Raw genomic sequence first — 23556 nt, 5'->3', positions numbered from 1 at the left:
ATTGTGCGGCCTTAGCCTTCGCTTTGACCTTCGGCAGGAGCCTGCTTCTTCGGCGGTTCGACCAGACGCAAATGAAGCTCGCGCAGCTGCGGCAGTTCGGCCTGCGACGGAGCGCCCATCATCAGGTCTTCGCCCTTCTGGTTCATCGGGAAAGCGATCACTTCACGGATTGCTTCCTCGCCGGCCAGCAGCATCACGATGCGGTCGATCCCCGGCGCCGAACCGCCGTGCGGCGGCGCGCCCAGTTTGAACGCTTCGATCATGCCGGAAAACTCGCGGTCGACGGTCGCCTTGTCATAGCCTGCCAGTTCGAAGGCCTTGTACATAATGTCCGGACGGTGGTTCCGGATCGCGCCCGAGCTAAGCTCATAACCGTTGCAGACGATGTCATATTGCCAAGCCTTGATGTCGAGCGGGTCCATGGTTTCCAGCGCTTCCATCTCGCCCTGCGGCATCGAGAAGGGGTTGTGTGAAAAGTCGACCTTTTTCGCGTCTTCGTCCCACTCATACATGGGGAAGTCGACGATCCAGCAGAACTTGAAGCAGCCTTCCTCGATCAGGCCGAGCTGTTCACCCACCTGCGTACGCGCGGCACCGGCGAGTTTGGCGGCGTCTTTCTCCTTGCCAGCGGCAAAGAACAGGCCGTCATCGGGGCCAAGGCCAAGCTCGTTATAAAGCTCAGCCATCAGGTCCGGGCCGTGGTTCTTGGCGATCGGACCGCCGAACTCACCGCCCTTGCGGGTGACATAGCCGAGGCCGGCAAAGCCTTCCGAGCGCGCCCAGTTGTTCATATCGTCGAAGAACTTGCGGCTCTTCTCGTTGGTCTTAGGCGCAGGCACAACGCGCACCACACCGCCGCCGCCAACGATCTTTTCAAACAGGCCAAAGCCCGATTTCTCAAAGTGGCTGGTGACGTCGCTGATTTCGAGCGGGTTGCGCAGGTCGGGCTTGTCGGTGCCGTATTTCAGCATCGCTTCGGCATAGGGGATGCGCGGGAAAGTGCCGCCTGCCGTCACCGTTTTGCCGTCGGCAAATTCTTCGAACGTGCCTGCAAGCACCGGCTCAAGCGCCTGGAACACGTCTTCCTGCGTGACGAAGCTCATTTCGAAATCGAGCTGGTAAAATTCAAGGCTGCGGTCAGCGCGCAGATCTTCATCGCGGAAACAGGGCGCGATCTGGAAGTATCGGTCAAAGCCCGACACCATCAGCATCTGCTTGAACATCTGCGGCGCCTGCGGGAGCGCGTAAAACTTGTTCGGGTGCATCCGGCTGGGCACGAGGAAGTCGCGCGCGCCCTCTGGGCTCGACGCGGTCAGGATCGGGGTCTGGAACTCGGTAAAGCCCTGGTCGATCATCCGCTGGCGCAGCGAGGTGATGACCTTCGAACGCAGCATGATGTTGCGGTGCATCGTTTCGCGCCGCAAATCGAGGAAGCGGTATTTGAGGCGAATGTCTTCAGGATAGTCCTGCTCGCCCGCGACCGGCATGGGCAGCTCTTCAGCAGCGCTCTGCACAGTGATCGAGCGCGCGAACACTTCAATCTCGCCAGTCGGCAGATCCTTGTTCACGGTCTCAGGCGTGCGAGCCTTCACATCGCCGTCAATCGTCACAACCGATTCGGCGCGCAGCCGCTCGAACACCGCGAGCGCGGGCGAATCTTCATCGGCAACGATCTGGGTGATGCCGTAATGATCGCGCAAATCGACGAACAAAACGCCGCCATGGTCGCGTTTGCGGTGGACCCAGCCCGAAAGCCGGACGGTTTCGCCGACATTTTCAGCCGAAAGCTGTGCGCAAGTGTGGGAACGATAGGCGTGCATCTAAACTCTTGTCCTGCATAAAGGTATGGCGCTAAGGGCGCGCGGGCGTTTCGCGGGCACGTTTGCACCGCGAGAAAGCGCTCGCGCTAACAGGGCATGGCCTGCACTTTGTCAAGTCGCGCACTCTATTCCTTTAAGGGGCCTTGGTGGCCCGAGAGCGGCACTCCGCTCAAACGAGACAGATAAGAACATGAAAATACATGACCTGATTACCACGACCGAAGCCCTCGACGACCTGTGCAAGCGGCTGGCGAAAAGCGAATTTGTCGCGGTCGATACCGAGTTCATGCGCGAGAACACCTATTGGCCGGAATTGTGCCTGGTGCAGATCGCCAACACCGAAGAAGCCGCCGCGATTGATCCGTTGGCTGACGGCATCGACCTGACCTCGCTGCTCGACCTGCTGACCGACAATGAGGACGTGCTCAAAGTCTTCCATGCGGGCGGTCAGGATGTCGAAATTATCGTCAACCTCACCGGACGCACCCCGCATCCCGTCTTCGACACGCAGATCGCGATGATGGCAGTCAGCCAGTCGGAACAGATCGGCTATGCCAACCTCGTCGATCACTGGCTCAATATCCAGATCGACAAAGGCGCGCGCTTCACCGATTGGAGCCGCCGCCCGCTGACCGATCGCCAGATCGAATATGCGATCGGCGACGTCACCCATCTGTCGAAGATTTTTCCCAAGCTCCTCAAGAAACTGATCAAGACGGGCCGCGGCAACTGGCTCGATGCGGAGATGGAAAAGCTCGCCGAAGTATCGAACTATCTGGTCGATCCGGAAACGTCTTGGAAGCGTATCCGGCAGACGGGCCGCAATCCGCAGGTGCTCGGGCGGCTCAAGGCGCTGGCCGGATGGCGCGAAGGCGAGGCGCAGCACAAGAATATCCCGCGCGGCCGGATCATGCGCGATGAAACCCTCGCCGACATCGCCTCGCACCCGCCGAAAAAGCAGGGCGATCTGGCCAAGGTGCGCGGGCTTTCCTCCGCTTGGAAAGACAATGATATCGGCAAGCGCCTGATGAAGGTGATCGCCGAGGCAGAGCCGCTTTCCAAGGAAGAGATGCCCGAAAAGATGAAGCGCGGCGCTCCGCTGGGCAAAGAAGGCGCTTTGGTGGCCGACCTGCTCAAGCTCCTGCTCAAAATCCGCGCGCGCGAGATCGACGTGGCCTCGCGCCTGCTCACCCGCGCCGACGAAATGGAAGCGCTCGCCGCCGGTGTGCGCGAGCTCAAAGTGCTCGAAGGCTGGCGCTACGAAGTCTTCGGCAAGGACGCGCTCGAACTGGTCGAAGGCAAGCTCGCTTTCGCTGTGCGCGGCGGCAAACTCGCCATGACCCATATCGACGATATGCAGGCAAGTATGGAAGAAGCGCTCGCGGAGGAGTAGGCTCGCACCCGTGTCGACCTATCTCCCCACCATCAAGCAGCTGCAATATCTGGTTGCGCTGCACGAGCATAAGCATTTCGGCCGCGCGGCGGAGGCGAGCTTTGTCTCGCAATCGACGCTATCGGCTGGAATTCGCGAGCTGGAATCGCTGCTGGGCGTGGTGCTGGTTGAACGCTCGCGCCGGGTCGTGCGCTTTACCGCGCTCGGCGATGAAGTGGTGGACAAGGCCAACCGTCTGCTGCGCGAGGCTGAGGAACTGTCCGATCTGGTGCAGGCTGCGGGCAAGCCGCTGTCCGGCCAGCTGCGGATGAGCGTGATCCCGACCATCGCCCCCTTCATGCTGCCGCGCATCCTGCCCCGCCTCAAACGCGAGCGGCCCGATCTCAAACTGATGCTGCGCGAGGAAACCAGTGCGGATGCGATCGAATCGCTGAGCCACGGGCGGGTCGATTGCGTGCTACTGGCACTGCCCTATGACACCGGCGATGCCGAGATCGAGCATATTGCCGATGACCCGCTATTCGTGGCCTTCCCCAAGGACGATCCGCGCGATCCGCCAGCGCAGATTTCGCCCGACATGATTGATGCCATTATCGATGGCGGCCGGTTGCTGCTGCTCGAAGACGGCCACTGCCTGCGCGACCACGCGCTTGCCGCCTGCAACCGCACTGAACTGCGCGCATCGGCCAGCATGATCGGCACCAGCCTGCACACGCTTGTCCAGATGGTCGACAACGATCTGGGCCTGACTATGCTTCCCGAAATGGCGATAGAGGCAGGCATTCTGGCGAACACCCAAGTCGTCGCCCGCCCCGTCAAAGGCAAGGCCGCAAGCCGCGAAATCGCGCTGATCTGGCGCAAGAACTCGCCAAGGGGAGAGGACTTCAAGCTGCTGGCAGAGGAATTGCGAGCGGGTTGAAAAATCCGTCATGCCGGGCTTGATCCGGCATCCCGCTTACTTCTTGCACTCTGTGAATTGGCGAGAAGCGGGACCTCGGATCAAGTCCGGGGTGACGGATTGCCTAATCCATATGCTTCAGCCCGACCCGCAGGTAGTCCCAGCCGGTCACGCAGGTTAGCACAGCAGCGCTCCATAGGCTGATAAGGCCGACGAGGTGGATCCAGCTTTCGGCGACTGTTTTGCACATATCGCCGACTTCCTGACAGGGCTGTCCGTGCACCGCTCCGCCCAGGATTAGCGCGCCCAGCGAAACCAGTTGGAAGGTCGTTTTCCACTTGGCGAGCTTCGACACGGGCACCGACACCTGAATCCCGCCCAGAAACTCGCGCAGGCCCGACACCGCGATCTCGCGCACCAGAATCACCAGACCCGCAATGACGTGAAGGTCGCCCACATAGGGCCCGCTCATATAGCCTTGCGCGGCGAGAATCAGGATCACGGCGGCGACCATGATCTTGTCGGCAATCGGATCGAGGAAGATGCCAAGCTTCGACACCGTCCCTTGCGCGCGCGCCAGATAGCCGTCGAAGAAATCGGTGATCCCGATCACACAATAGAGCAGGAACCCGATCAGATAACCGAGCTGCCAATCGGGCCACCACAGGAAAAAGCCCAGCAGCGGGACCGCGAATATGCGCGACAGGGTAAGGAGGTTCGGCAGTGTAAGCATGTCTGCCCTCCCCCTTAGCCCGCTGGCGCGCACAAGCAAAACCCTAACCCGTTTGCGTTTGCACAATGCTCGCAACTCCCAATCATCACCCTTGTGCGCAGCGGCGGCATCGCTATGTCAAAGGCTCCTGAGAATTGCCGGGCGCTTTCCATCGCATGACAACTTCGACGAATTTGATGCGACAAAAGCGTTTCCTGCCGCTGATGGTCACGCAGTTCCTCAACGCTTTTAACGACAATCTGTACCGATACGCCGTGGTCTTCTTCGTCGTGTGGTCGATCTATAATGACGAGCAGCAAGAGACGCTGATCAGCGGCCTTGCCTCGGTCCTATTCATCATGCCCTTCGTATTGCTCTCCGCGCTCGCCGGCCAGCTTGCTGATACGCGCGACAAGGCGGCGATCATCCGGGTGGTGAAGCTGTGCGAGATCGGCTGGGCGAGCCTTGGCGCGATTGGCCTGTTCCTCGCGTGGAAGGGGATTGCGGTTCACACCATCGCTATCCCGCTGCTGCTGTTCGTGGTGTTTCTTGCCGCGGTGCAATCGACGTTTCTGGGGCCGATCAAATATGCGATCCTGCCTCAGCACCTGAAGAAAGAGGAAGTGCTGCCCGGCACCGGATTGATCGAGGCGGGCACCTATATCGCCATCCTTGCAGGCACGATCCTTGCCGGTTTTCTGCTGGTCGAGATCGCGCTGATCCTCGTCATCATTACCGCTTTCGTCGGCTATTTCTCCGCGCGCTACGTGCCTGATGCGCCGCCGCAGAGCGATTACGAGATGCACTATCCGCTGCTTGAGCCATATGCGGAGAAAGTGCGCAGCAAGCCGCTTCGCTGGCTCGGATACCCGCTTGTCGCCTTTGCCGATCAGCTGGTGATGAGCTGGAAGCTGATCCGCGACACGATGCACAATCGCGAGATTTGGCTCGCCATCGTCGCGATCAGCTTTTTCTGGACCATCGGCGCGGTGCTTTTCATCATGTTCCCGCCGCTGGCGAAGAACCAGTTGCTGGCCTCCAAAGAGGTGGCAAGCCTGTTCCTTGTCATATTCTCGATCGGGATCGCGATAGGGTCGGTGAGCATCAACGCCTTGCTCAAGGGCAAGGTTTCCGCGCGTTATTCGCCAGCATCAGTGGTCGTGATGGGGGGATTCCTCGTCGCCTTTTACCTGGTTTCGAAGGCGTGGATTCCGAATGAGGGCGGCGAATTGCTGCCGGTTGGCGAATGGATACTCGAGCCGCTGGCCATCCCGCTTTCACTCACGCTGCTGGGGATTGCGACGGCGGGCGGCATGTTTGTCGTGCCGCTCTATGCGTTCCTCACAACCCGCTGCGCACACGACGCAGCCAGCCGGACGATTGCGGCGAACAATATCGTCAACTCGCTGGCGATGGTGATCGGGTCAGTCTTTGCGATTGTTCTTGCAGGCGTAGGCATTGCGGTCGTCGACCAGCTGCTGCTCGCCGGGGCGATGACAGTCGTTTCCGCGTGGCTTGGCTATATGCTCTACAAAGCGGAAAAAGACGCAGCGTCCGCCAATCTTGGCGAGACCAACCCCGCCTAGCCGCTTACAGGATGAAGACCAGCACCGCAGCGAAAGTGGCGAAGTAAACGCTCGCCGCACCGCGAACATCGCGCGCGGTCAGGCGCCACAGATCCTCTGCCGGAATATCAAGCAAGCTCGCACGGACATGCGGCGGCAGGCTCGCGCGGAACGGGTGGCGCGCACTCTCATCTGTGAGGACAAGGCTGCGGCGACGTGGTGCGTGCGGTTTTGAGCTGGCAAAAGCGGCGCTGATGAGGCTTGCAATAGTCATGAGTGAGCGGGTTAACGAATTCTTAACTTCTGACGAGAGCCGCCTTTCCCTTGCCCAAAAACGGCACAGTTAGCGGCAGTTTGGGTTAATTGGTTAAGCGCACTGCCAGACGCTGGGCGAGACAGCATTTGCAAGCTCAACACCGTCCCGCTAATCGCGCCCGATACGTTTCTTCCTCCCCTCCCTCAGGAGAATTTCCGCGTGACCAATCCAACCCAGACCGCCGCTGAATTGCTGGTCGATTGCATGAAAGAACAGGGCACCGACCGCATCTTCACGGTTCCGGGCGAGAGCTTTCTGGCGGTGCTCGATGCTCTGCATGAGCGGACGGATATCGAAACGGTGGTGTGCCGGCAGGAAGGCGGCGCGGCGTTCATGGCCTGCGCAGACGGCGCGATGAGCGCAGCCGGCGGAGCAGGCGGCACGGGCCGTCCGGGCGTCGCCTTTGTGACGCGCGGTCCGGGCGCGACCAATGCCTCTATCGGCGTCCATGTCGCGCACCAGGATTCGCAGCCGATGATCCTGTTTGTCGGCGATGTCGCGCGTCCGATGCGCGACCGCGAGGGCTTTCAGGAAGTCAATTTCGAAGCGTTCTTCGGCCCGATCGCGAAATGGGCGGCGCGGATCGACGATCCTGCGCGCGTTCCCGAATATGTTGCGCGCGCCTACTCTGTCGCGATGAGCGGCCGTCCGGGGCCGGTTGTGCTCGCTCTACCCGAAGACATGCTGTGCGACCACGTCGACGCCGCGATCAAGCCGCGCCCGATGGTCACGCGCCCTGCGCAAGCGGTCTGCCCCGATGCGATGCAGGCGATCTTCGCCATGCTCAAGGATGCGGCAAGCCCGGTCGCGATTATCGGCGGCGCAGGTTGGAACGCAAAGGCGCGCGAACACTTCCAGCAATTCGCGGAGAAAGTCGGCCTGCCGGTCGCCACAGCGTTCCGCCGTCAGGACGCGATTGATCCGGCCTCGCCTGTCTATGCAGGCAATCTCGGCTACGGCCCCAATCCCAAACTGGTTGAGCGGGTCAAGCAAGCCGACTTCGTGCTCGCGGTCGGTGCGCGGTTGGGAGAAGCAACCACTGACGGCTATTCCTTCCCCGCAACCGATCACCCCGACCAGCTGCTGATCCATATCCACCCCGATCCCAACGAAATCGGGCGCGTCTATCTGACCGAGTTGGGGCTTGCTTGCTCTGTCGACGAATTCGCCGAAGCCGCTGCCTTGTGGGAGGACGATGCGATCATCCCCTTCGATGCGGGGGCCGAGGCGCACCGCGAATGGCAGGATTGGGCGAGCCACACACCGTCTGAAAACCCGCCCGCGCTCGACATGGGGGCGTGTGTAACTGCAATGCGCGAGGCGCTGCCCGCTGATACGATTATCTGCAACGGCGCAGGCAACTTCGCCGGATGGTGGCACCGCTATTGGCGCTATGCCGGATACCCGACCCAGCTTGCGCCAACCTCTGGCGCGATGGGTTACGGCGTGCCTGCGGGCGTTGCAGCGGCCCTGCGCTATCCGGACCGCACCGTCGTCACGGTTGCAGGCGACGGGGACTTCCTGATGAACGGGCAGGAGCTAGCCACCGCAGTCCAGCACGGCGCGAACCTGATCGTGCTGGTGGTGGATAATGGCGCCTACGGCACGATCCGGATGCATCAGGAGCGCGAATATCCTGGCCGCGTGTCCGGCACTCAGCTTTCCAACCCCGATTTTGCAGCCCTTGGCGCTGCATTCGGCGGCTGGAGCGCGAGCGCCACCACAACGCAGGAATTCACCGACGCCCTCGCCGAAGCAAAGGAGCGCGCCGGTCTGCGCCTCATTCACATGAAGATAGACGTCGAACAGCTTGCGGCCAGCGGCGCGACAGTGAGCGGGCTGCGCGCGAAGGCTTAACCTTCCGCCATCTGGCAGATCAACTTCCATTCGTCAGGCTTGATACTGGCGACCGAGAGGCGCGACAGGCGCACCAGATCGCAACCAGCGAGGCGCGGCTCTGCCTTGATCGCCTTAAGCGAAACAGGGTGTTCAAATTTACGCTTGGGCTTAACCTTAACAGCCGCCCATTTGCCGGTCTCATCGGTGGGATCGAGAATGTCTGCGACCGAAATCTCGCAAATGCCGACAATCTCCAGCCCTTCGCGCGAGTGGTAGAAGAACGCTTCGTCCCCCACTTCCATCGCGCGCAGGTTGAGCCGTGCGGAATAGTTGCGCACGCCGTCCCACGTGCCCTCCTCCTCAGCCACGAGATCGTCCCAGCTATATTTGAAGGGTTCGGATTTTATCAGCCAGTAATTCGCCACGTATTCTCTCCCGCGCGATTCAGGCGCGCGCATTGATGAATGGTTTTGCTCACCTAGAGCGCCCCGGCCTAGGGTAAAACCCCAAGCAAGCGCCCTTTCCTCATTAACTCTATTTTCAATTTGCTCAGCGATATGTGGCCTGATTGCAAGAAGTAAGGGGGCCTGTCCCGGGTGGCAGGTGGCGTTTGTGGCTGGAAAAATCGCGACGAAGGGCTTGGGCAACGCTGACCGTGATCTGGTCGCGCTCGGCATTGCGGCGGCTGCGATCATCCTGTTCGTTGCAACCGGCTCATCGGTTCTGCCCAAGGCGATCAATGCGGTGTTCTATTCCGGCAGAGCGCCCGATCACCTTCTGGTCAATGCGTTGCTGCTCAATGTGGTGCTGATCATCTTCGGTTGGCGCCGCTACCGCGAATTGCAGCAAGAGATCAGCGAACGCCGTCAGGCTGAAGAGCTGGCCCGCGAGCTGGCAGAGACCGATCCTTTGACCCAGTGCCTTAACCGGCGTTCGATGACGAGCGCGACCGAAAGCCTGTGCGCCGACGCCAAGGAGCAGGGTCTCGCAGTCGCCTATTGCATGATCGATCTCGACAATTTCAAACAGATCAACGACGTTCATGGTCATACGGCAGGCGATGCGGTGCTGGTTGAACTGGCCAAACGCATTCGGGACCAATTGCCCGCCAATGCAAGTCTGGCACGACTAGGCGGTGACGAATTCGCCTTCGTCGCAAGCTTCGATCCGGTCAGCCGCGATCAGATCGATGATCTGGTCATCCGCCTGTTCGAACGCGTTTCGCTGCCTTTTGAGCTTGGCGAATTGACTGTCGATGCAACCATTTCGGTCGGCCTTTCCAGCGATGAGGACCAGAGCGAGCTCTCCTCGCAGACGACTGACGCCGATGCATTGATGCGGCGCGCTGACATTGCGATGTATTGCGCCAAGAACCAGGGCAAGAACCGCTTTTTCTGGTTCGAACCGACGATGGAAAACGAACTTCGTTTCCGCAACGAGCTGGAAACCGGCATCCGCAGCGGATTGCTCAACGGCGAATTTGTGCCGTTCTATGAGCAACAGGTCGACCTCGATTGCGGCGAGCTGGTCGGGTTCGAGATGCTCGCGCGTTGGCAATCGTCGCAAATGGGCGTTGTCAGCCCCGAAATCTTCATCCCGGTGGCTGAGGAAATCGGCCTCATCACCGAATTGTCAGATCAGCTGATGGAACGCGCCTTCACAGATGCGCGCGATTGGGCCGAGGAACTGACGCTTTCGATCAACATCTCACCGATCCAACTGCGCGATCCGTGGTTTGCGCAGAAACTGCTTAAGATGCTGGTGAAGCACAATTTCCCGCCTCACCGCCTCGAAGTAGAGATTACCGAAAGCTCCCTGCACGAGAATATCGGGATGGTTCGCTCGATCATCACTTCGCTGCGCAATCAGGGCGTGCGGGTGAGCCTCGATGATTTCGGCACCGGCTATTCCTCGCTCGAACAGCTGCGCACCCTGCCGTTTGACCGGCTCAAGATTGACCGCAGCTTCGTCAGCGAGCTCAACGATCCCAACAGCAATTCCAAAATCGTCGATGCGATTGTGTCGCTAGGACGCGGACTGGAATTGCCGATTACGGCTGAGGGAATTGAGGATGAAACGATCCTCAATGTGCTGAAGAAGATGGGTAAGCTCAAGGGGCAGGGCTATCTATATGGCAAGCCGGAAAACGGTGCCCAGGTGCGCGAGCGGCTGGCGATATCGGGCAAGCTTGCTCCGCATGCCAAGCCGGTCCAAACGCCGGTGCAGCCTGACGTGCAAGACACATCTGACGGCCCGCCCGAACTGCCCAAGATCATCAATCTATAGCACCCGGCGCGCTTTGTAGCGCGTGCAGGGTTTGACTCGGGGCTGGACGCTGACGCTGTGGGTGCATAGATGCAGGCCGCTATGCGGGTTCCCTTTGTCAAAATGCACGGTTTGGGTAACGATTTTATCGTGCTCGATGCGCGTGCGCCGGAGCGTTCCGGGACGCTGCCTGCCATGACGGGTGAAGTCGCCCGCGCGCTCGCTGACAGGCGCGAAGGGATCGGGTGCGACCAGCTGATCTTGCTTGAGCCGAGCGAGACCCACACCTTCCGCATGCGCATCTTCAATTCCGACGGCGGCGAAGTCGAAGCCTGCGGCAATGCCAGCCGCGCTGTGGCGCTGCTTCATGGCGAAGCGGCCAAGATCGAAACGGCAGGCGGCGTGATCGCGCTTGAACCGGCAGACGGCGGCGCGAGCGTCGATATGGGCACGCCGCGTTTCGACTGGGACGCAATCCCGCTTGGCTATGCGATGGACACCGCGAATATGCCGGTTGGCTGGGCCGAACTCGAAACGCCGATGGCCGTCAATGTTGGCAATCCGCATGTCGTGTTTTTCGTCGAGGACACTGAGATCATCGACCTCGCTGCGCTTGGCCCACTGATAGAGCGCGACCCGCTGTTTCCCGAAGGCATCAACGTCAATGTGGCGAGCCTTGTGGGAGAGGATCACCTGCGCCTCAATGTGTGGGAGCGCGGTGCGGGGCTGACGCGGGCTTGCGGGACCGGTGCTTGCGCCACTGCGGTCGCGGCCATTCGCAAGGGCCTTACCGGAAACACTGTGCGCGTGACTTTGCCCGGCGGTGATCTCACCATCGAGTGGAACGAGGGCGGCACCATCCGCATGACCGGCCCAGCAAGTGAGAGCTATCGCGGCTCGTTCGAATGGGACGATTACGCGTGAACGCCCCAACCGACCTAAAGTCCCCGCTCAAACCCGAAGTCATCTCGCTGGGCTGCCGCTTGAACATCGCCGAGAGCGAGCGGATGACCGCGATGCTTGCCGATGCGGGCGATGTGGTGGTGGTCAATTCCTGCGCAGTGACATCCGAAGCGGTGCGCCAGACCCGTCAAGCTATCCGCAAGGCCCGCCGCGCGCGTCCCGATGCGCGCCTGATCGTCACCGGCTGCGCAGCTGATATCGAGCGCGAGCAGCTCGCCGACATGCCCGAAGTCGACGGCTTGATCGCTAACGCCAGCAAACTCGATCCGCGTGTGTGGAACGTGCCGCTGCCCGAAGCGCCCCCTCCCCCAACGCGCACCCGTGCCTTTATCGCTGTGCAGAATGGCTGCGACCATGCCTGCACCTTTTGCGTGATCCCGCAGGGTCGCGGGAAAAGCCGTTCGCAAACGATCCCGCAGGTCTTGCGCGAGGTTGAGCATCACCTTGATCTGGGCGCGAAGGAGGTTGTGCTGACCGGCGTCGATGTGACCAGTTGGGGGCACGACCTGCCTAACACGCCGCCTTTGGGAGCGTTGGTAGCAGCGGTGCTCGACACCTTCCCCGATCTCCAACGCCTGCGCATGTCCTCGCTCGACGGGATCGAAATTGACGATGGCCTGTTCGACCTGTTCGCCAGCGAGCAGCGGCTGATGCCGCACCTCCACCTCTCGCTCCAGCACGGGCACGACCTCATTCTAAAGCGGATGAAGCGCCGCCACAGCCGCGCCGACGCGGTGGAACTGGTGTCGCGGCTCAAAGCGCGCCGCCCCGAAATAGCCATTGGCGCGGACCTCATCGCAGGCTTCCCGACCGAAGCGGGCGAGCATCATGCGGCCAACCTTTCGATCATCGAGGAACTGGACATCGTCCATGGCCACATCTTCCCTTATTCGCCGCGCCCAGGCACGCCCGCCGCACGCATGCCGCAGGTCGACCGCGCTCTGGTAAAGTCGCGTGCCGCCGAATTGCGCGGAGCCGTCGCTGCGCAGCGCGAGGCCTGGCTGCAGAGGCTTGTGGGCGAAACGCTGCCCGTCCTCGCCGAACGCGACGGCACCGGCTATGCACCCAATTACGCCCGCATTCGCCTGCCCGAAGGCACTTCGGCAGGACGGATCACGACCATCACAACGCAATCGCTCGAAGAAGGCCTTCTCACATGAGCAAAAGCTGGACCGACAGACTGCTGGGCGGGTTTCGCAAGACATCCGAGCGGCTGGGTTCGAACCTTACCGGCGTTGCCACGCGGCTCGACGATGCGACGCTCGATGATATCGAGGATGCGCTGATCGTCTCCGACCTTGGCCCTGCAGCGGCTGGCCGCATTCGCCAGCGGCTTTCGGACAAAAGTTTTGGTCTCGAGATCACCCAGCGCGAGTTGAAGGAAGCGGTGGCAGAGGAAATCGCCGAGATCCTGCGCCCCGTGGCAAAGCCACTTGAAATTACCGCCTTTCCCCGCCCGCAAGTGATCCTCGTTATCGGGGTCAACGGATCGGGCAAGACCACCACCATCGCCAAACTCGCGCACCTCTTTACCGAGGACGATTACGGCGTTTTGCTCGCAGCCGGCGACACGTTCCGCGCTGCCGCAATCGGCCAGCTTGCGACCTGGGCCGAGCGTGCAGGCGTGGACATCGTCCGCGGTGCCGAAGGCGGCGACCCCGCCTCTATCGTGTTCGACGCGGTCAAGCAGGCGACCGACACCGGGATCGACGCGCTGGTGGTCGACACCGCAGGACGCTTGCAGAACAAGAAAGAGCTGATGGAAGAGCTCTCCAAGATCCGCCGCGTGCTGGGCCGCCTTAACGAAGACGCGCCGCACGATGTGGTGCTCGTGCTCGACGCCACGAACGGCCAGAACGCTTTGAGCCAGATCGACGTGTTCAAGGAAGTCGCTGGCGTTACCGGCCTGATCATGACCAAGCTGGACGGCACCGCGCGCGGCGGCGTGCTGGTCGCTGCGGCTGAACAATATGGCCTGCCGATCCACGCGATTGGCGTTGGCGAAAAGATGGAAGATTTGCGCCCCTTCGATCCCGATCTGGTGGCGCGCGTTATTGCAGGGGTGGCCTGATGGCTGACACAGAAGCGAAAAAAGCCGGATCCAGCTGGATCAATGTCGCGGTCGATTACGGGCCCCTGCTGGTGTTCCTTGGCGTCTACCGCTTCACCGCGCCGGACGAGCCGAGTGCAGCGGGCGAATTGCTCGCGATCATGAAGGGCACCGGCGCGTTCATGGTCGCCGCGGTTGCTGCCTTGCTGATCTCCAAATGGCGGCTGGGTAAGATCTCGCCGATGCTGTGGTTTTCGACCGCGCTCATCGTCGGATTTGGCGCGCTCACAATCTTTTTCGGCGATCCGCGTTTCGTACAAATGAAGCCGACCATTATCTATACCGGCTTTGGCGTCGCGCTGCTGATCGGATTTTTCACGGGGCGCGCATTGCTCAAGATCCTGCTCGAAGCCGCGTTCGAAGGCGTTGACGATGAGGGCTGGCTCAAATTGTCGCGCAATTGGGGTGTGTTTTTTCTCACATTGGCCGTCCTGAACGAGGTTCTGGTCGCAAAAATGAGCTTTGAAGGCTGGCTCTGGGCAAAGCTCTGGGTATTTATGCCGCTGAGTTTTCTGTTTACTTTCACACAGATACCGCTGCTGCTGAAACACGGGCTGGCGATCGATGACGAAGGTGACGCGCCTGAGAGCGCGGACGAAAGCACCGGCGCGTAAGACTAACCGCCCGACTTGACGCGGCCCGCAACCGGCGCAACAATCCCTCCCGACAACACATGTCTGGGGGGACATCCAAATGAATTCGAACACCTTGATCGGCGCGCTTTTCTTCTTTGGCGGGCTGTTCGTCACCTTTGCGACCTATTCGGCGGCTGAAGGGGGCGGCAACTATGTGCTCGCGTGGGGCGCGATCCTGTTTGGCGGCATCCAGATGGTTATGGGGCTGGCACAGGGCAGCGATGAAGGCGAGGCGCAGCAACTGACACCGCAACAGGTCGAGGCTGCGGGAACCTCGGTGATCCTGCGCAGCATGATCTCGATGGCCGCAGCAGACGGGAAACTGGACGAGGAAGAGGTCGGCATGATCCGTGTCGTCAGCCGCTCTGTCTTTGGCAGCGAGCTGGGCGAAGACACGATCCGCGATATGAGCGCAAAGATGATTTCCGGGCGCGGTGATATCTCTCAGGAACTGGCCTCGGTCGCAGATATCGTAAGTTGGGAAGACGCCGATCTGGCGGTGACGGGCATGGCGATGGTGGCAATGGCCGACGGGAATATGGACGAGGCCGAAACCGCACGGCTGGAAGATTACGCCGGCGCGCTTGGCGTGGATCAGGAGCGCTTTGACAGGGCTCTTGAAAAAGCGCGCGTGGCGGTGGCGCAGATCTTTGCTCCGAAAGCCGAGGGCGAAGCCCAAGCGCCTGCGGCAGACGCTGCTCCGCAGCCAGGATGACCCGCGAGCCCGCTGCACTACTGGCTTCGCTAGGGACAATACGCTAGCCTCTCCCTCGAACGATGCGCAAAGGGGACGAGATGGCCGAAGACACACCACCGCAACTCTTCGTCAGCCACCACTCAAGCAAATACGACATTGCGCAGCAGGTCGAGGCCTTGCTGTCCGAGCGCGGCATTCGCTGCTGGATTGCCCCGCGCGATGTGCCGCCGGGCGCTCCGTTTGACAGCGCAATCGGGCAAGCGATCAACGAATGCGCGGCGGTGCTGCTGCTGTTCTGCTCAAACTCGGACAAAAGCCGCCATGTGAAGCGCGAGCTGATCCTGGGGGACAGTGCGGGCCGCCCGATCATACCCCTGCGGCTAGAGGCGATCGACCCGGGCGAGCTGGCCTATCATCTGGCGGATTCGCAATGGATCGATTGGATCGACCGGCGCGAGGCGGTGATGGACCGTGTGGCGGCGCAGGTGCGGCTCTATGCCGGTGCGCCGGCCGAACTGGCCGATGATGTTGCGACACTTGGCAACGGGCTGAGCGAGAGTGTTGCGGCCCCTGAGAGCACCGAGCGCAAATGGCTGATACCCGCTCTGATCGGAGCGCTGGTGTTGGCGCTGGGACTTGCCGGGTATTTTGCCCTGCGCGGGGGCACTGATGAGCCGAGCAATGCAGAAATCCTCGCCGACTCCATTGCCGCAGAGAACGCGGCTTCAGATACGCTCGAGGACGATCCTGCCTCCGAAACCGGCGAAGAGGCGGAGCCTAGGCCAACGCCCTCCCCCACCTCACGACCGTCAGGGCCGACCGATCTGGTTCTTCAAGCGACACCCGTGCCGCAACCCACGCCGACCGTCGCCCCAACCCGCGCTCCGTCGCAAGTGATCGTTGCCCCCGCCACTCAGCAACCGCTTCGCCGTGTGGTTCAGGCCTGTGCTGGCGCTGCGACGGACACCGAATACCTAATCTGCGCTCACCCCGAACTGGACGCGCGCGCGCGCCGCATGGGTGAGCTGCTCAGCCAGTTGAGGACAGAGGTGCAGGACAATGGCCGCAGCCTCAGCTCGTTCAATTCAGGGCAACGCGAATGGTTCAATTCGGTCAAGGCCGAATGCAGTTCCTACAGCTGTGTCGAGAGCCGCCAGATCGAACGGATTGCCGAGCTGGAAAGGCTGCTTTCGCGGTTCCAGTGATCGCGGGCTCACTCGCACACGGCTCCGTCCTGAACGGCTAAATCTCGACCTGACTGCCCAGTTCGACCACCCGGTTGGTTGGCAGGTTGAAGAAGTCCATCGCGCTGGCTGAATTCCTCAGCATCCATGCGAAGATCTTCTCGCGCCAGATCGGCATTCCAGGATTCTCGCTCGCCAGCAAAGTCTGCCGCGAGAGGAAGAAGCTGGTGTGCATCATGTCGAACTCGCCGCCGCACTGTTCCATCTGCTTGAGGCCAGTGGGCACGTCGGTCTCTTCCATAAAGCCGTAATGCAGCACCGCGCGATAAAAGCCGTCGCCCATATCGGTGTATTCGCAGCGCTTGGTCGGATCGACATAGGGCACGTCGGCAATGTCGACGGTGAGGATCACCACGCGCTCATGCAGCACCTTGTTGTGCTTGATATTATGCAGCAGCGCTGACGGAACTCCGGCGGTAGAGCTTGCCATAAAGATCGCCGTTCCCGGCACGCGCAGAGCGGAATTCTTGGCCGACTTGGCGAAAATCTTCATCGGCAGCGCGTGCTCGCTCATCCGGTCGCGCATCAGCTTGCGCCCGCGCGCCCAGGTGGTGAGCATCAGGAATGCGACGAAGCCGACTGCGAGCGGGAACCAGCCGCCTTCAGGAACCTTGGTCAGGTTGGCCGCGAAATAGGCACCGTCGACAATGAGGAACAGCAGCACGACCGGCGCGGCATACCACCACTTCCACTTCCACACGCCGATCAGCAGCACCGCCATCAGCAGCGTGTCAATCGTGACCGCACCCGTCACCGCAATGCCGTATGCATTGGCGAGGTTGGAGGAGTTCTGGAAGGTAAGCACCAGAATGATGACCGCAATCATCAGCGCCCAGTTGACCGCAGGAATGTAGATCTGACCGCCTTCTGTCTCTGAAGTGTGACGGATGTTGAGGCGCGGAATATAGCCCATCTGGATCGCCTGCTGGGTTATCGAGAAGGCTCCCGAAATCACCGCCTGGCTGGCGATAAATGTGGCAATAGTGGCGAGGAACACCAGCGGCAGGCGCCATTCTTCCGACGCGAGGAAGAAGAACGGGTTCTGGATCGCTTCGGCGGCTTGCTCTGGCGGAAGGCCGATGACCATCGCGCCTTGCCCGAAATAGTTGAGCAGCAGGCACGGCATGACAAAGCCGAACCAGCTCAAACGCATCGGCCCGCGCCCGAAATGCCCCATGTCGGAATAGAGCGCTTCGGAGCCTGTCACCGCCAGCACCACAGTCCCCAGCGCGAGGAAGGCGAACCAGCCGTCGAGGATGAAGAAATTGACCGCGTGATGCGGGGATAGCGCCCACAGGATATCAGGCGTCTGGAATATCTGCCAAGCGCCCAATGTCGCAATGACGCTGAAATAGACGATCATCACCGGCGCAAACAGTGCGCCAACCTTGGCCGTGCCGCGTTTCTGGATGACGAACAGGAACACCAGCAGGCCGAGCGCGATGGGGATCACATATTGCTGTAATCCGGGGTCGACCACGGTCAGCCCTTCGACCGCCGAAAGCACCGAAATTGCCGGCGTAATCATGGAGTCGCCGTAGAATAGCGACGTTGCAAACACGCCCAGCAGCACTGCGATCCAGCCATATTTCGACTTGGAAAGGCTGCGGCTGATCAGCGCGACCAGCGCGAGGCTGCCGCCCTGCCCCTTATTGTCGGCGCGCATCAGGATCGTGACATACTGGATGGCGACAACCAGAGTCATCGACCAGAAGATAAGGCTGATAACACCAAGTACATGCGCAGGATCAAGCTGAACCTCGCCGCGCCCGACGAAGGTCTCACGAAACGCGTAGAGCGGGCTGGTGCCGATATCGCCGAAGACAACACCGATCGCGCCGACTGCCAGCGCGGTCTTGGACGCGCTGTGGCTCTTGCCGTCAGTCGGCGGCTGGTGTGCCGGAGTTGAAGGTGATGCGGCGGTGTCGCTCATGAATCGCGATTGTCCTCAGGCGCCGGGAACGCATTCGCGTCGTCCCGGCCAAGGTCGCGCGCCCTAGCACTGCGGGCTAACCCCTGCAACAGCGCGGTGTGGCGCATCCCGCAGCGGCCTATTGCAACATCGGCGCGTTGGCGATCATCTGGTCGAGCCGTTCGACACGCGCCTCGATCTCTGGTCGCCACGGAGCGTCCTCGGGTGAGTTCGCGAGCAACCGCGCCCATGTGTCGCGCGCCGCGCGGAACTGGCCGGTCTGCTGGAAGGAAATCCCGAGGAAGAAGTCCGCCCCCGGATTGGCCGGATCCAACTCGCGTGCCTTACCATAGGCATAGAAAGCCGCTGGAGTGACGACCCCGTCCGCATGGCCGGTCAGAGCCATTCCGAGCGCCAGCCAGCCTTCGAGATGGTCGGGATTGTCGTTGAGGCCCTGTCGCAGCAGCCCCGCTGCATCGCTGAACTTGCCGCGCCTTGCAAAGCCGTCCGACAGGACAAGGTAATCGGGCTTTGCGCGGGTTTCGTCGAAGAGCTGGCGGCGCGCCGTCACCATCCCCTCGCCCGATTCCTGATCTGTTGAAAGGTCCGGCTCTTTTGGAGCGCCCGGCTGATCCGGATGGCCCTGCCATGCATAGCCAACAAGGCCGAACAGCAGCACCGCGCCGAACACCGCGAAGCCTTCACGCGGCAGGCGCAATGTGAAGGCCGCTATGGCGAAACTCACCAGTGTGAGCGACAGGATTGCGAGCCAGCCGCCCATTACTCCGCCACCTCCCCGTCGGAGCGCCGCTTGCCCAGCCGCCGGAGCAGGATCAGCGCCACCACGATCAGCAGCAAGGCAGGGATCGCAAAAAGCGGCCATGTGGTCGAGGAAACCTGCGGCTCGTAACTCACATAATCGCCGTAACGCGCGGTCAGCCAGCTGCGGATCTCGTCCGGACTCTCGCCTGCCAGCAGCCGCGAGCGGACCTGATGGCGCATATCGCCCGCCATCGGCGCGTCGCTGTCATTGATGCTCTGCGACTGGCATTTGAGGCAGCGCAAGGTGCCCATTAGCTCGGCCGCCTGCGCTTCGAGCGCGGGGTCTTCGAGCTGGGTGTAGGCGTAGGGAGCAGGCGGCATGGAGGATTGCGCCAGTACCGGAACCGCAAACAGCGCGAGAATGGCGACAACCAAGCGCATCATCGCGCCAGCTCCAATTGCTCAAGCAGCAGCGGCACAGTCTCAGCCCGCACATCGCCGATATGCTGGTAACGGATATTGCCCGCCGCATCGATCACATAGGTTTCCGGCACGCCCGACGCGCCGATCTCGATCATCAGCGAAGAGATATTGTCCGATCCGATCCGCGTATAGGGATTGCCATAGCGGCTGAGGAAATCCGCCACCGCTTCGGGCCGGTCGCGCACGGCGATGCCGACAATCTCGACGCCCTCTTCTTTCAGCCGTTCGAGATGCGGAGCCTCGGCGATACAAGGGAGACACCAACTCGCCCAGATGTTGAGCAGGCGCGGCTCACCGCCGATAAAGTCCGTAGAGGCGACCCCCGGCATTCCCTCCAGCGCTGGTTCCAGAGCGAAGTCGGGCAGCGGCTCGGCGATCATCTGCGACGGGATCGTCTGATCGCGGCCTTCGACCAGCATGTAGGCGGCCAAACCTGCGAAAAACAGGAACAGGCCAAGCGGGATGAAATAGAGGGCGCGCATTATTCGGCAGGCTCCGGTTTTGCATCATCTTGCGCCTCGAGCGCGTCCAGCTCTTCGCGGCGGCTATCACCGCGCACGGTGGCTCTGCGGCGTTTGAGGTCGACGGTGACGCGGCCCACAATCGACAGGACGCCGCCCAGCGCAATCAGCAATCCGCCATACCAGATGAAGGGCACAAACGGCTTCCACCAGACGCGTAGCTGCCAGCGTTCATTGCCGCTCGCATCGACGCCGGCGGAATCGCCGATCACCGCGTAAAGCTGCCCATCCCACTGGGTGATGAGCGCGCTCTCCGATGTCGGCTGCGGCGGGGACCAGAAATTGCGGGCCTGCGGCGTGAGGATAGTCGGCTCGCCATCGCCGCGCGTGGCGGACAGCCGAGCTTCCATTGCGGTCCAGTTGGGGCCTGCGACCGGGTCAATGCTTTGAAGCTGGATAGTCCAATCGGACACTTCGACCGTGTCACCCGGAGCGACAGCAGCAAGCCGTTCGGAGGTGAAAGCGCTTTCGCTCGCCATGCCGAACAGCGCCACCGCTACCCCGAAATGCGCGCAGACCATGCCCCATGTCGCGGTCGGCACACGGCGCAGATTGCGGCCGCGCAAGGGCAGGAATGCCGCCATTCCCAAAGCCAGAGCAAGCGCCAGACCAAGCACCGGCAGCACCGCATAATCGCCAAGGATCGCGATCAGGGCGATGGCCGCAATCACAATCGAGGCAAGAATCAACAGTTCAAGCTGGATGCGCGCTGGCTTGTCCTGCTTCCACCGCAGCAGCGGGCCGATGGCCATCACCACAAACATCGGGATCGCAAAGATCGCGCCTGCCGGATTGAAATAGGGCGGACCAACGCTGACGCGCACATCGAACGCTTCGGTCAGCAGCGGATAGAGCGTTCCCAGCAGAACAATCGCAAGGATCGCGGAGAGCATCACATTGTTGAACACCAGCGCGCCCTCGCGGCTGGTCACGCTGAACCGCTTGCCTTCTGCAATACTGCCCGCCCGCATGGCGAAGATCGCCAGCGCCCCGCCAATATAGAGGCCGAGCAGCACGAGGATGAAGCTGCCCCGCTCCGGATCGACGGCAAAGGCGTGGACGCTGGTGAGGACGCCGGAGCGCACGAGGAACGTCCCCAGCATCGACATCGAGAAGGCGAGCACGCCAAGCATGATCGTCCATGTCCGCAAAGCGTCGCGCGCGGCGAGCACGCTCACCGAATGGAGCAGTGCGGTTGCGGCGAGCCACGGCATAAGCGAGGCGTTCTCGACCGGATCCCAGAACCACCAGCCGCCCCAGCCGAGTTCGTAATAGGCCCAGTATGACCCAGCCGTGATCCCGAATGTGAGGAACACCCATGCGGCCAGCACCCATGGGCGCAAGACCTTGGCAAAGTCGGGGTTCACCTGCCGCGTAATCAGCGCGCCCATCGCGAGGCTGAATGCGACCGACAGGCCGACATAGCCGATATAGAGCGTGGGCGGATGGATCGCGAGGCCGATATCCTGAAGCAGCGGGTTCAGCCCGCCCCCTTCGAGCGGGATTTGGGGCATGCGCTCAAACGGGTTGGAGGAGATCAACAGGAAGGCATAAAAGCCGAGCGCGACAAAGCCTTGCACGCCCAAGGTTGCGCTCATGGTCTTTTCGGGCAGCCGCCGCTCCATGCCCGCAAGCAAGCCCCCCGACAACGCCAAGACCGCTACCCAGAGCAGCATAGAGCCTTCGTGGTTCCCCCATGTGCCGGTGAGCTTGTAGATAAGCGGCTTGGCCGAATGCGAATTGGTCGCGACCAGCTTGATCGACAGGTCAGTCACGGCAAAGGCGTAGAGCAGCAGGCAGAAGGCCAGAACGGCTAGGAAGGCCTGAACCACGGCTGCCGGACGGGCGTAGATCCCAAGGCGCTGCAGTTGCGCATCTGACAGTCTCAGCGACGCTGCGATGCTGTGGAGTTCGCCTGTGCCGAGAGCATATTTGGTTGCACCGCTATTCTCACGGCCCATTCCGCACGCGCCGGAAACCATCTGCAACACTGCCAAAGCAGCGGAGAGCCACAGGGCTGCAAGTCCGAGTTCGGCAATCATGCGGGGCTACTCTGCACCGGTTACGGTTGCGGAATAGTCGGGATTGTCGGAGTGCCCCTCCAACCCCTCAAGCTCGCGGGGCACGTAATTCTCGTCATGCTTGGCCAGCAGATTGGTCGCCTCGAACACGCCGTCCGCGCCAAGGCTACCCTCGGCCACGACACCCGAGTTTTCTACGAAGAGATCAGGCAGGATGCCGCTGTAACGCACCGGGATGCTGCTATCCTCATTGCCGGTGACGACAAATTTGACCGTGATCCCGTCAGGCTGCGTTTCGATTGACCCAGCCTGCACCATGCCGCCCAAACGAACGGCCTGGCCGACTGCTGGAGGCTCTGCCGCCATCTGTTCGGGCAGGTAGAAATAATTCGCCTGATTGCGCAAAGCCCATGCCGCGATCAGCCCTGCCGCGACAATCGCGATCAGCGCCAGAATGACGAGCGTCATGCGTTGGTGCTTTGCTTTCATGGGACCGGTCATTTGCGCTTCAATTCCTCACGGCGCTTTTCTGCGCGACGCATCGCGCGATAGCTCCATATGATCAGCAGCGCGAGGCCGATCAGACCAACGGCATAGACACCGTAGACAAAGGGCCAAGGGTCGAGAGATTCGCGCATCATACTGTCTCCGCTTGCACGGTTGCAGCGGGGTTCACAGTGTCATCCTCAAGCGCGCGGCGGCGCAGGCGCGCCTCGACCTGTTGTTCGGCAATCAGCGCGCGCATCCGCATCAGCACTATGCCGCCAAACAGCAGCGAGAAACCGAACACCGACACCAGCAGCGGCCACAGATACACGCCATCAATCGCGCTCTTACCCGCAGTCAGGCTAGGCGGCTGGTGGAGCGAGTTCCACCACACCACGCTGCGATTGATGATCGGCACATTGATCGCGCCGACAAGCCCGAAGATCGCGGGAATCCGATACGAGCCACCTTCGCGTGCAGAGGCCTGTGCCAGCGCGATATATCCGCCATAGAGGAATAGGAGGACGAGCATGCTGGTGAGCCTGCCATCCCACTCCCACCATGTGCCCCAGGTCGGGCGGCCCCAGATCGAGCCGGTGATGAGGCAGAGCGCGCAGAACACCATGCCCGGCAGCGCAATCGCGCGCGCGGCAATGCCTGACAGCGGGTGTTTCCAGATCAGCAGCATCGCGCTCGCAATCGCAAGTCCGGCCCAGCCGCCCATGCCAAGCCAAGCGGCGGGCACATGGACGAACAGGATGCGCACCGTCTCACCCATCAAGCGGTCGGGCGGTACCATGAACATGCCCCACGCCAGCGCGCCAAGCGTCAGCACCAGCCCGCTCCAGAACAGGAGCGGGGTCAGCCAGCTGGCGAGCGTCAGAAAGCGCTTTGGATTGGCGTAAATATGCAAT

The 23556-nt window shown here is 61.5% G+C and carries 23 protein-coding genes; 11 read left to right on the top strand and 12 right to left on the bottom strand.

Features of this window, described 5'->3' with window-relative positions; all coding sequences use genetic code 11:
* Positions 1-11: 11 nt before the first annotated feature.
* On the bottom strand, positions 12-1820 hold the full coding sequence (aspS, locus tag Q0887_RS02535) for an aspartate--tRNA ligase (RefSeq protein ID WP_299192080.1): 1809 nt from the start codon (positions 1818-1820) through the stop codon (positions 12-14).
* Positions 1821-2010: 190 nt separating this feature from the next.
* On the opposite strand from aspS, the gene rnd reads away from it, so the two are divergent.
* Both rnd and Q0887_RS02525 read left to right on the top strand, forming a co-directional pair.
* Positions 2011-3213, top strand: coding sequence for a ribonuclease D (rnd, locus tag Q0887_RS02530; protein ID WP_299192079.1), 1203 nt, complete (start codon positions 2011-2013; stop codon positions 3211-3213).
* A gap of 10 nt (positions 3214-3223) precedes the next feature.
* A complete protein-coding gene (locus tag Q0887_RS02525) occupies positions 3224-4132 on the top strand; it encodes a hydrogen peroxide-inducible genes activator (RefSeq protein WP_299192077.1) in 909 nt (302 codons plus the stop codon).
* Positions 4133-4235: 103 nt separating this feature from the next.
* Here Q0887_RS02525 and pgsA read toward each other — a convergent pair whose 3' ends face one another.
* Complete coding sequence (gene pgsA, locus Q0887_RS02520) at positions 4236-4844, bottom strand: CDP-diacylglycerol--glycerol-3-phosphate 3-phosphatidyltransferase (protein WP_299192075.1); 609 nt, start codon at positions 4842-4844, stop codon at positions 4236-4238.
* A gap of 155 nt (positions 4845-4999) precedes the next feature.
* Here pgsA and Q0887_RS02515 point away from each other — a divergent pair, with 155 nt between their 5' ends.
* Complete coding sequence (locus tag Q0887_RS02515) at positions 5000-6409, top strand: MFS transporter (RefSeq protein WP_299192073.1); 1410 nt, start codon at positions 5000-5002, stop codon at positions 6407-6409.
* Between the two features lie 4 nt (positions 6410-6413).
* Here Q0887_RS02515 and Q0887_RS02510 read toward each other — a convergent pair whose 3' ends face one another.
* Complete coding sequence (locus Q0887_RS02510) at positions 6414-6662, bottom strand: hypothetical protein (protein WP_299192071.1); 249 nt, start codon at positions 6660-6662, stop codon at positions 6414-6416.
* A gap of 201 nt (positions 6663-6863) precedes the next feature.
* On the opposite strand from Q0887_RS02510, the gene Q0887_RS02505 reads away from it, so the two are divergent.
* The gene (locus Q0887_RS02505; RefSeq protein WP_299192069.1) at positions 6864-8561 is read left to right on the top strand and encodes a thiamine pyrophosphate-binding protein; all 1698 of its coding nucleotides are present in this window, start codon (positions 6864-6866) and stop codon (positions 8559-8561) included.
* On the opposite strand, the gene Q0887_RS02500 is transcribed toward Q0887_RS02505, so the two are convergent.
* A complete protein-coding gene (locus Q0887_RS02500) occupies positions 8558-8968 on the bottom strand; it encodes an EVE domain-containing protein (RefSeq protein WP_299192067.1) in 411 nt (136 codons plus the stop codon). The two genes, Q0887_RS02505 and Q0887_RS02500, sit on opposite strands and share 4 nt — an antisense overlap.
* Before the next feature lie 187 nt (positions 8969-9155).
* On the opposite strand from Q0887_RS02500, the gene Q0887_RS02495 reads away from it, so the two are divergent.
* The 7 genes from Q0887_RS02495 to Q0887_RS02465 all read left to right on the top strand — a co-directional run bounded on the left by Q0887_RS02495 (position 9156) and on the right by Q0887_RS02465 (position 16418).
* Positions 9156-10829, top strand: coding sequence for an EAL domain-containing protein (locus Q0887_RS02495; protein ID WP_299192065.1), 1674 nt, complete (start codon positions 9156-9158; stop codon positions 10827-10829).
* A gap of 81 nt (positions 10830-10910) precedes the next feature.
* Positions 10911-11732, top strand: a complete 822-nt coding sequence (gene dapF, locus Q0887_RS02490) for a diaminopimelate epimerase (RefSeq protein ID WP_299192064.1) — start codon at positions 10911-10913, stop codon at positions 11730-11732.
* On the top strand, positions 11729-12931 hold the full coding sequence (locus Q0887_RS02485) for a MiaB/RimO family radical SAM methylthiotransferase (RefSeq protein WP_299192062.1): 1203 nt from the start codon (positions 11729-11731) through the stop codon (positions 12929-12931). The genes dapF and Q0887_RS02485 overlap by 4 nt, the downstream gene beginning before the upstream one ends.
* Complete coding sequence (ftsY, locus tag Q0887_RS02480) at positions 12928-13842, top strand: signal recognition particle-docking protein FtsY (protein ID WP_299192060.1); 915 nt, start codon at positions 12928-12930, stop codon at positions 13840-13842. Before Q0887_RS02485 ends, ftsY begins: the two co-directional genes overlap by 4 nt.
* Positions 13842-14495, top strand: a complete 654-nt coding sequence (locus Q0887_RS02475) for an inner membrane-spanning protein YciB (protein WP_299192059.1) — start codon at positions 13842-13844, stop codon at positions 14493-14495. Before ftsY ends, Q0887_RS02475 begins: the two co-directional genes overlap by 1 nt.
* A 79-nt stretch (positions 14496-14574) precedes the next feature.
* Positions 14575-15231, top strand: coding sequence for a TerB family tellurite resistance protein (locus Q0887_RS02470; protein WP_299192057.1), 657 nt, complete (start codon positions 14575-14577; stop codon positions 15229-15231).
* Positions 15232-15311: 80 nt separating this feature from the next.
* Entirely contained in the window at positions 15312-16418 is a 1107-nt protein-coding gene (locus Q0887_RS02465) for a TIR domain-containing protein (RefSeq protein ID WP_299192055.1), read from the top strand.
* A gap of 37 nt (positions 16419-16455) precedes the next feature.
* Here Q0887_RS02465 and Q0887_RS02460 read toward each other — a convergent pair whose 3' ends face one another.
* The 8 genes from Q0887_RS02460 to ccmC form a co-directional block, all read right to left on the bottom strand.
* A complete protein-coding gene (locus Q0887_RS02460; protein ID WP_299192053.1) occupies positions 16456-18390 on the bottom strand; it encodes a potassium transporter Kup in 1935 nt (644 codons plus the stop codon).
* 118 nt (positions 18391-18508) lie between these two features.
* Positions 18509-19150: a tetratricopeptide repeat protein gene (locus tag Q0887_RS02455; protein WP_299192052.1), complete on the bottom strand. Its 642-nt coding sequence runs from the start codon at positions 19148-19150 to the stop codon at positions 18509-18511.
* Positions 19150-19575, bottom strand: coding sequence for a cytochrome c-type biogenesis protein (locus Q0887_RS02450; RefSeq protein ID WP_299192050.1), 426 nt, complete (start codon positions 19573-19575; stop codon positions 19150-19152). The genes Q0887_RS02455 and Q0887_RS02450 overlap by 1 nt, the downstream gene beginning before the upstream one ends.
* Positions 19572-20096 (bottom strand): DsbE family thiol:disulfide interchange protein, encoded by a 525-nt coding sequence (locus tag Q0887_RS02445; RefSeq protein ID WP_299192048.1) that lies wholly within the window; start codon positions 20094-20096, stop codon positions 19572-19574. Before Q0887_RS02445 ends, Q0887_RS02450 begins: the two co-directional genes overlap by 4 nt.
* Entirely contained in the window at positions 20096-22177 is a 2082-nt protein-coding gene (locus Q0887_RS02440) for a heme lyase CcmF/NrfE family subunit (protein WP_299192046.1), read from the bottom strand. The genes Q0887_RS02445 and Q0887_RS02440 overlap by 1 nt, the downstream gene beginning before the upstream one ends.
* 6 nt (positions 22178-22183) lie before the next feature.
* A complete protein-coding gene (gene ccmE / locus Q0887_RS02435; RefSeq protein ID WP_299195199.1) occupies positions 22184-22645 on the bottom strand; it encodes a cytochrome c maturation protein CcmE in 462 nt (153 codons plus the stop codon).
* Positions 22646-22653: 8 nt separating this feature from the next.
* A complete protein-coding gene (gene ccmD, locus Q0887_RS02430) occupies positions 22654-22797 on the bottom strand; it encodes a heme exporter protein CcmD (RefSeq protein ID WP_299192044.1) in 144 nt (47 codons plus the stop codon).
* On the bottom strand, positions 22794-23555 hold the full coding sequence (ccmC, locus tag Q0887_RS02425) for a heme ABC transporter permease CcmC (protein ID WP_299192042.1): 762 nt from the start codon (positions 23553-23555) through the stop codon (positions 22794-22796). The genes ccmD and ccmC overlap by 4 nt, the downstream gene beginning before the upstream one ends.
* Position 23556: the final 1 nt, after the last annotated feature.

Source organism: uncultured Erythrobacter sp. (genome assembly GCF_947492365.1).
Lineage (GTDB): Bacteria > Pseudomonadota > Alphaproteobacteria > Sphingomonadales > Sphingomonadaceae > Erythrobacter.
The sequence above is the reverse complement of the archived record's forward strand: the minus strand, read 5'-3'. Positions and strand labels throughout refer to the sequence as shown.

Coding starts and splice junctions, on each gene's coding strand:
- Q0887_RS02510 (WP_299192071.1), bottom strand. CDS start 6,662: ATGACTATTGCAAGCCTCATCAGCGCCGCTTTTGCCAGCTCAAAACCG.
- Q0887_RS02440 (WP_299192046.1), bottom strand. CDS start 22,177: ATGATTGCCGAACTCGGACTTGCAGCCCTGTGGCTCTCCGCTGCTTTG.
- Q0887_RS02460 (WP_299192053.1), bottom strand. CDS start 18,390: ATGAGCGACACCGCCGCATCACCTTCAACTCCGGCACACCAGCCGCCG.
- Q0887_RS02470 (WP_299192057.1), top strand. CDS start 14,575: ATGAATTCGAACACCTTGATCGGCGCGCTTTTCTTCTTTGGCGGGCTG.
- Q0887_RS02475 (WP_299192059.1), top strand. CDS start 13,842: ATGGCTGACACAGAAGCGAAAAAAGCCGGATCCAGCTGGATCAATGTC.
- rnd (WP_299192079.1), top strand. CDS start 2,011: ATGAAAATACATGACCTGATTACCACGACCGAAGCCCTCGACGACCTG.
- aspS (WP_299192080.1), bottom strand. CDS start 1,820: ATGCACGCCTATCGTTCCCACACTTGCGCACAGCTTTCGGCTGAAAAT.
- Q0887_RS02465 (WP_299192055.1), top strand. CDS start 15,312: ATGGCCGAAGACACACCACCGCAACTCTTCGTCAGCCACCACTCAAGC.
- Q0887_RS02455 (WP_299192052.1), bottom strand. CDS start 19,150: ATGGGCGGCTGGCTCGCAATCCTGTCGCTCACACTGGTGAGTTTCGCC.
- pgsA (WP_299192075.1), bottom strand. CDS start 4,844: ATGCTTACACTGCCGAACCTCCTTACCCTGTCGCGCATATTCGCGGTC.
- Q0887_RS02450 (WP_299192050.1), bottom strand. CDS start 19,575: ATGATGCGCTTGGTTGTCGCCATTCTCGCGCTGTTTGCGGTTCCGGTA.
- dapF (WP_299192064.1), top strand. CDS start 10,911: ATGCGGGTTCCCTTTGTCAAAATGCACGGTTTGGGTAACGATTTTATC.
- Q0887_RS02445 (WP_299192048.1), bottom strand. CDS start 20,096: ATGCGCGCCCTCTATTTCATCCCGCTTGGCCTGTTCCTGTTTTTCGCA.
- ccmD (WP_299192044.1), bottom strand. CDS start 22,797: ATGATGCGCGAATCTCTCGACCCTTGGCCCTTTGTCTACGGTGTCTAT.
- ftsY (WP_299192060.1), top strand. CDS start 12,928: ATGAGCAAAAGCTGGACCGACAGACTGCTGGGCGGGTTTCGCAAGACA.
- ccmE (WP_299195199.1), bottom strand. CDS start 22,645: ATGAAAGCAAAGCACCAACGCATGACGCTCGTCATTCTGGCGCTGATC.
- Q0887_RS02515 (WP_299192073.1), top strand. CDS start 5,000: ATGACAACTTCGACGAATTTGATGCGACAAAAGCGTTTCCTGCCGCTG.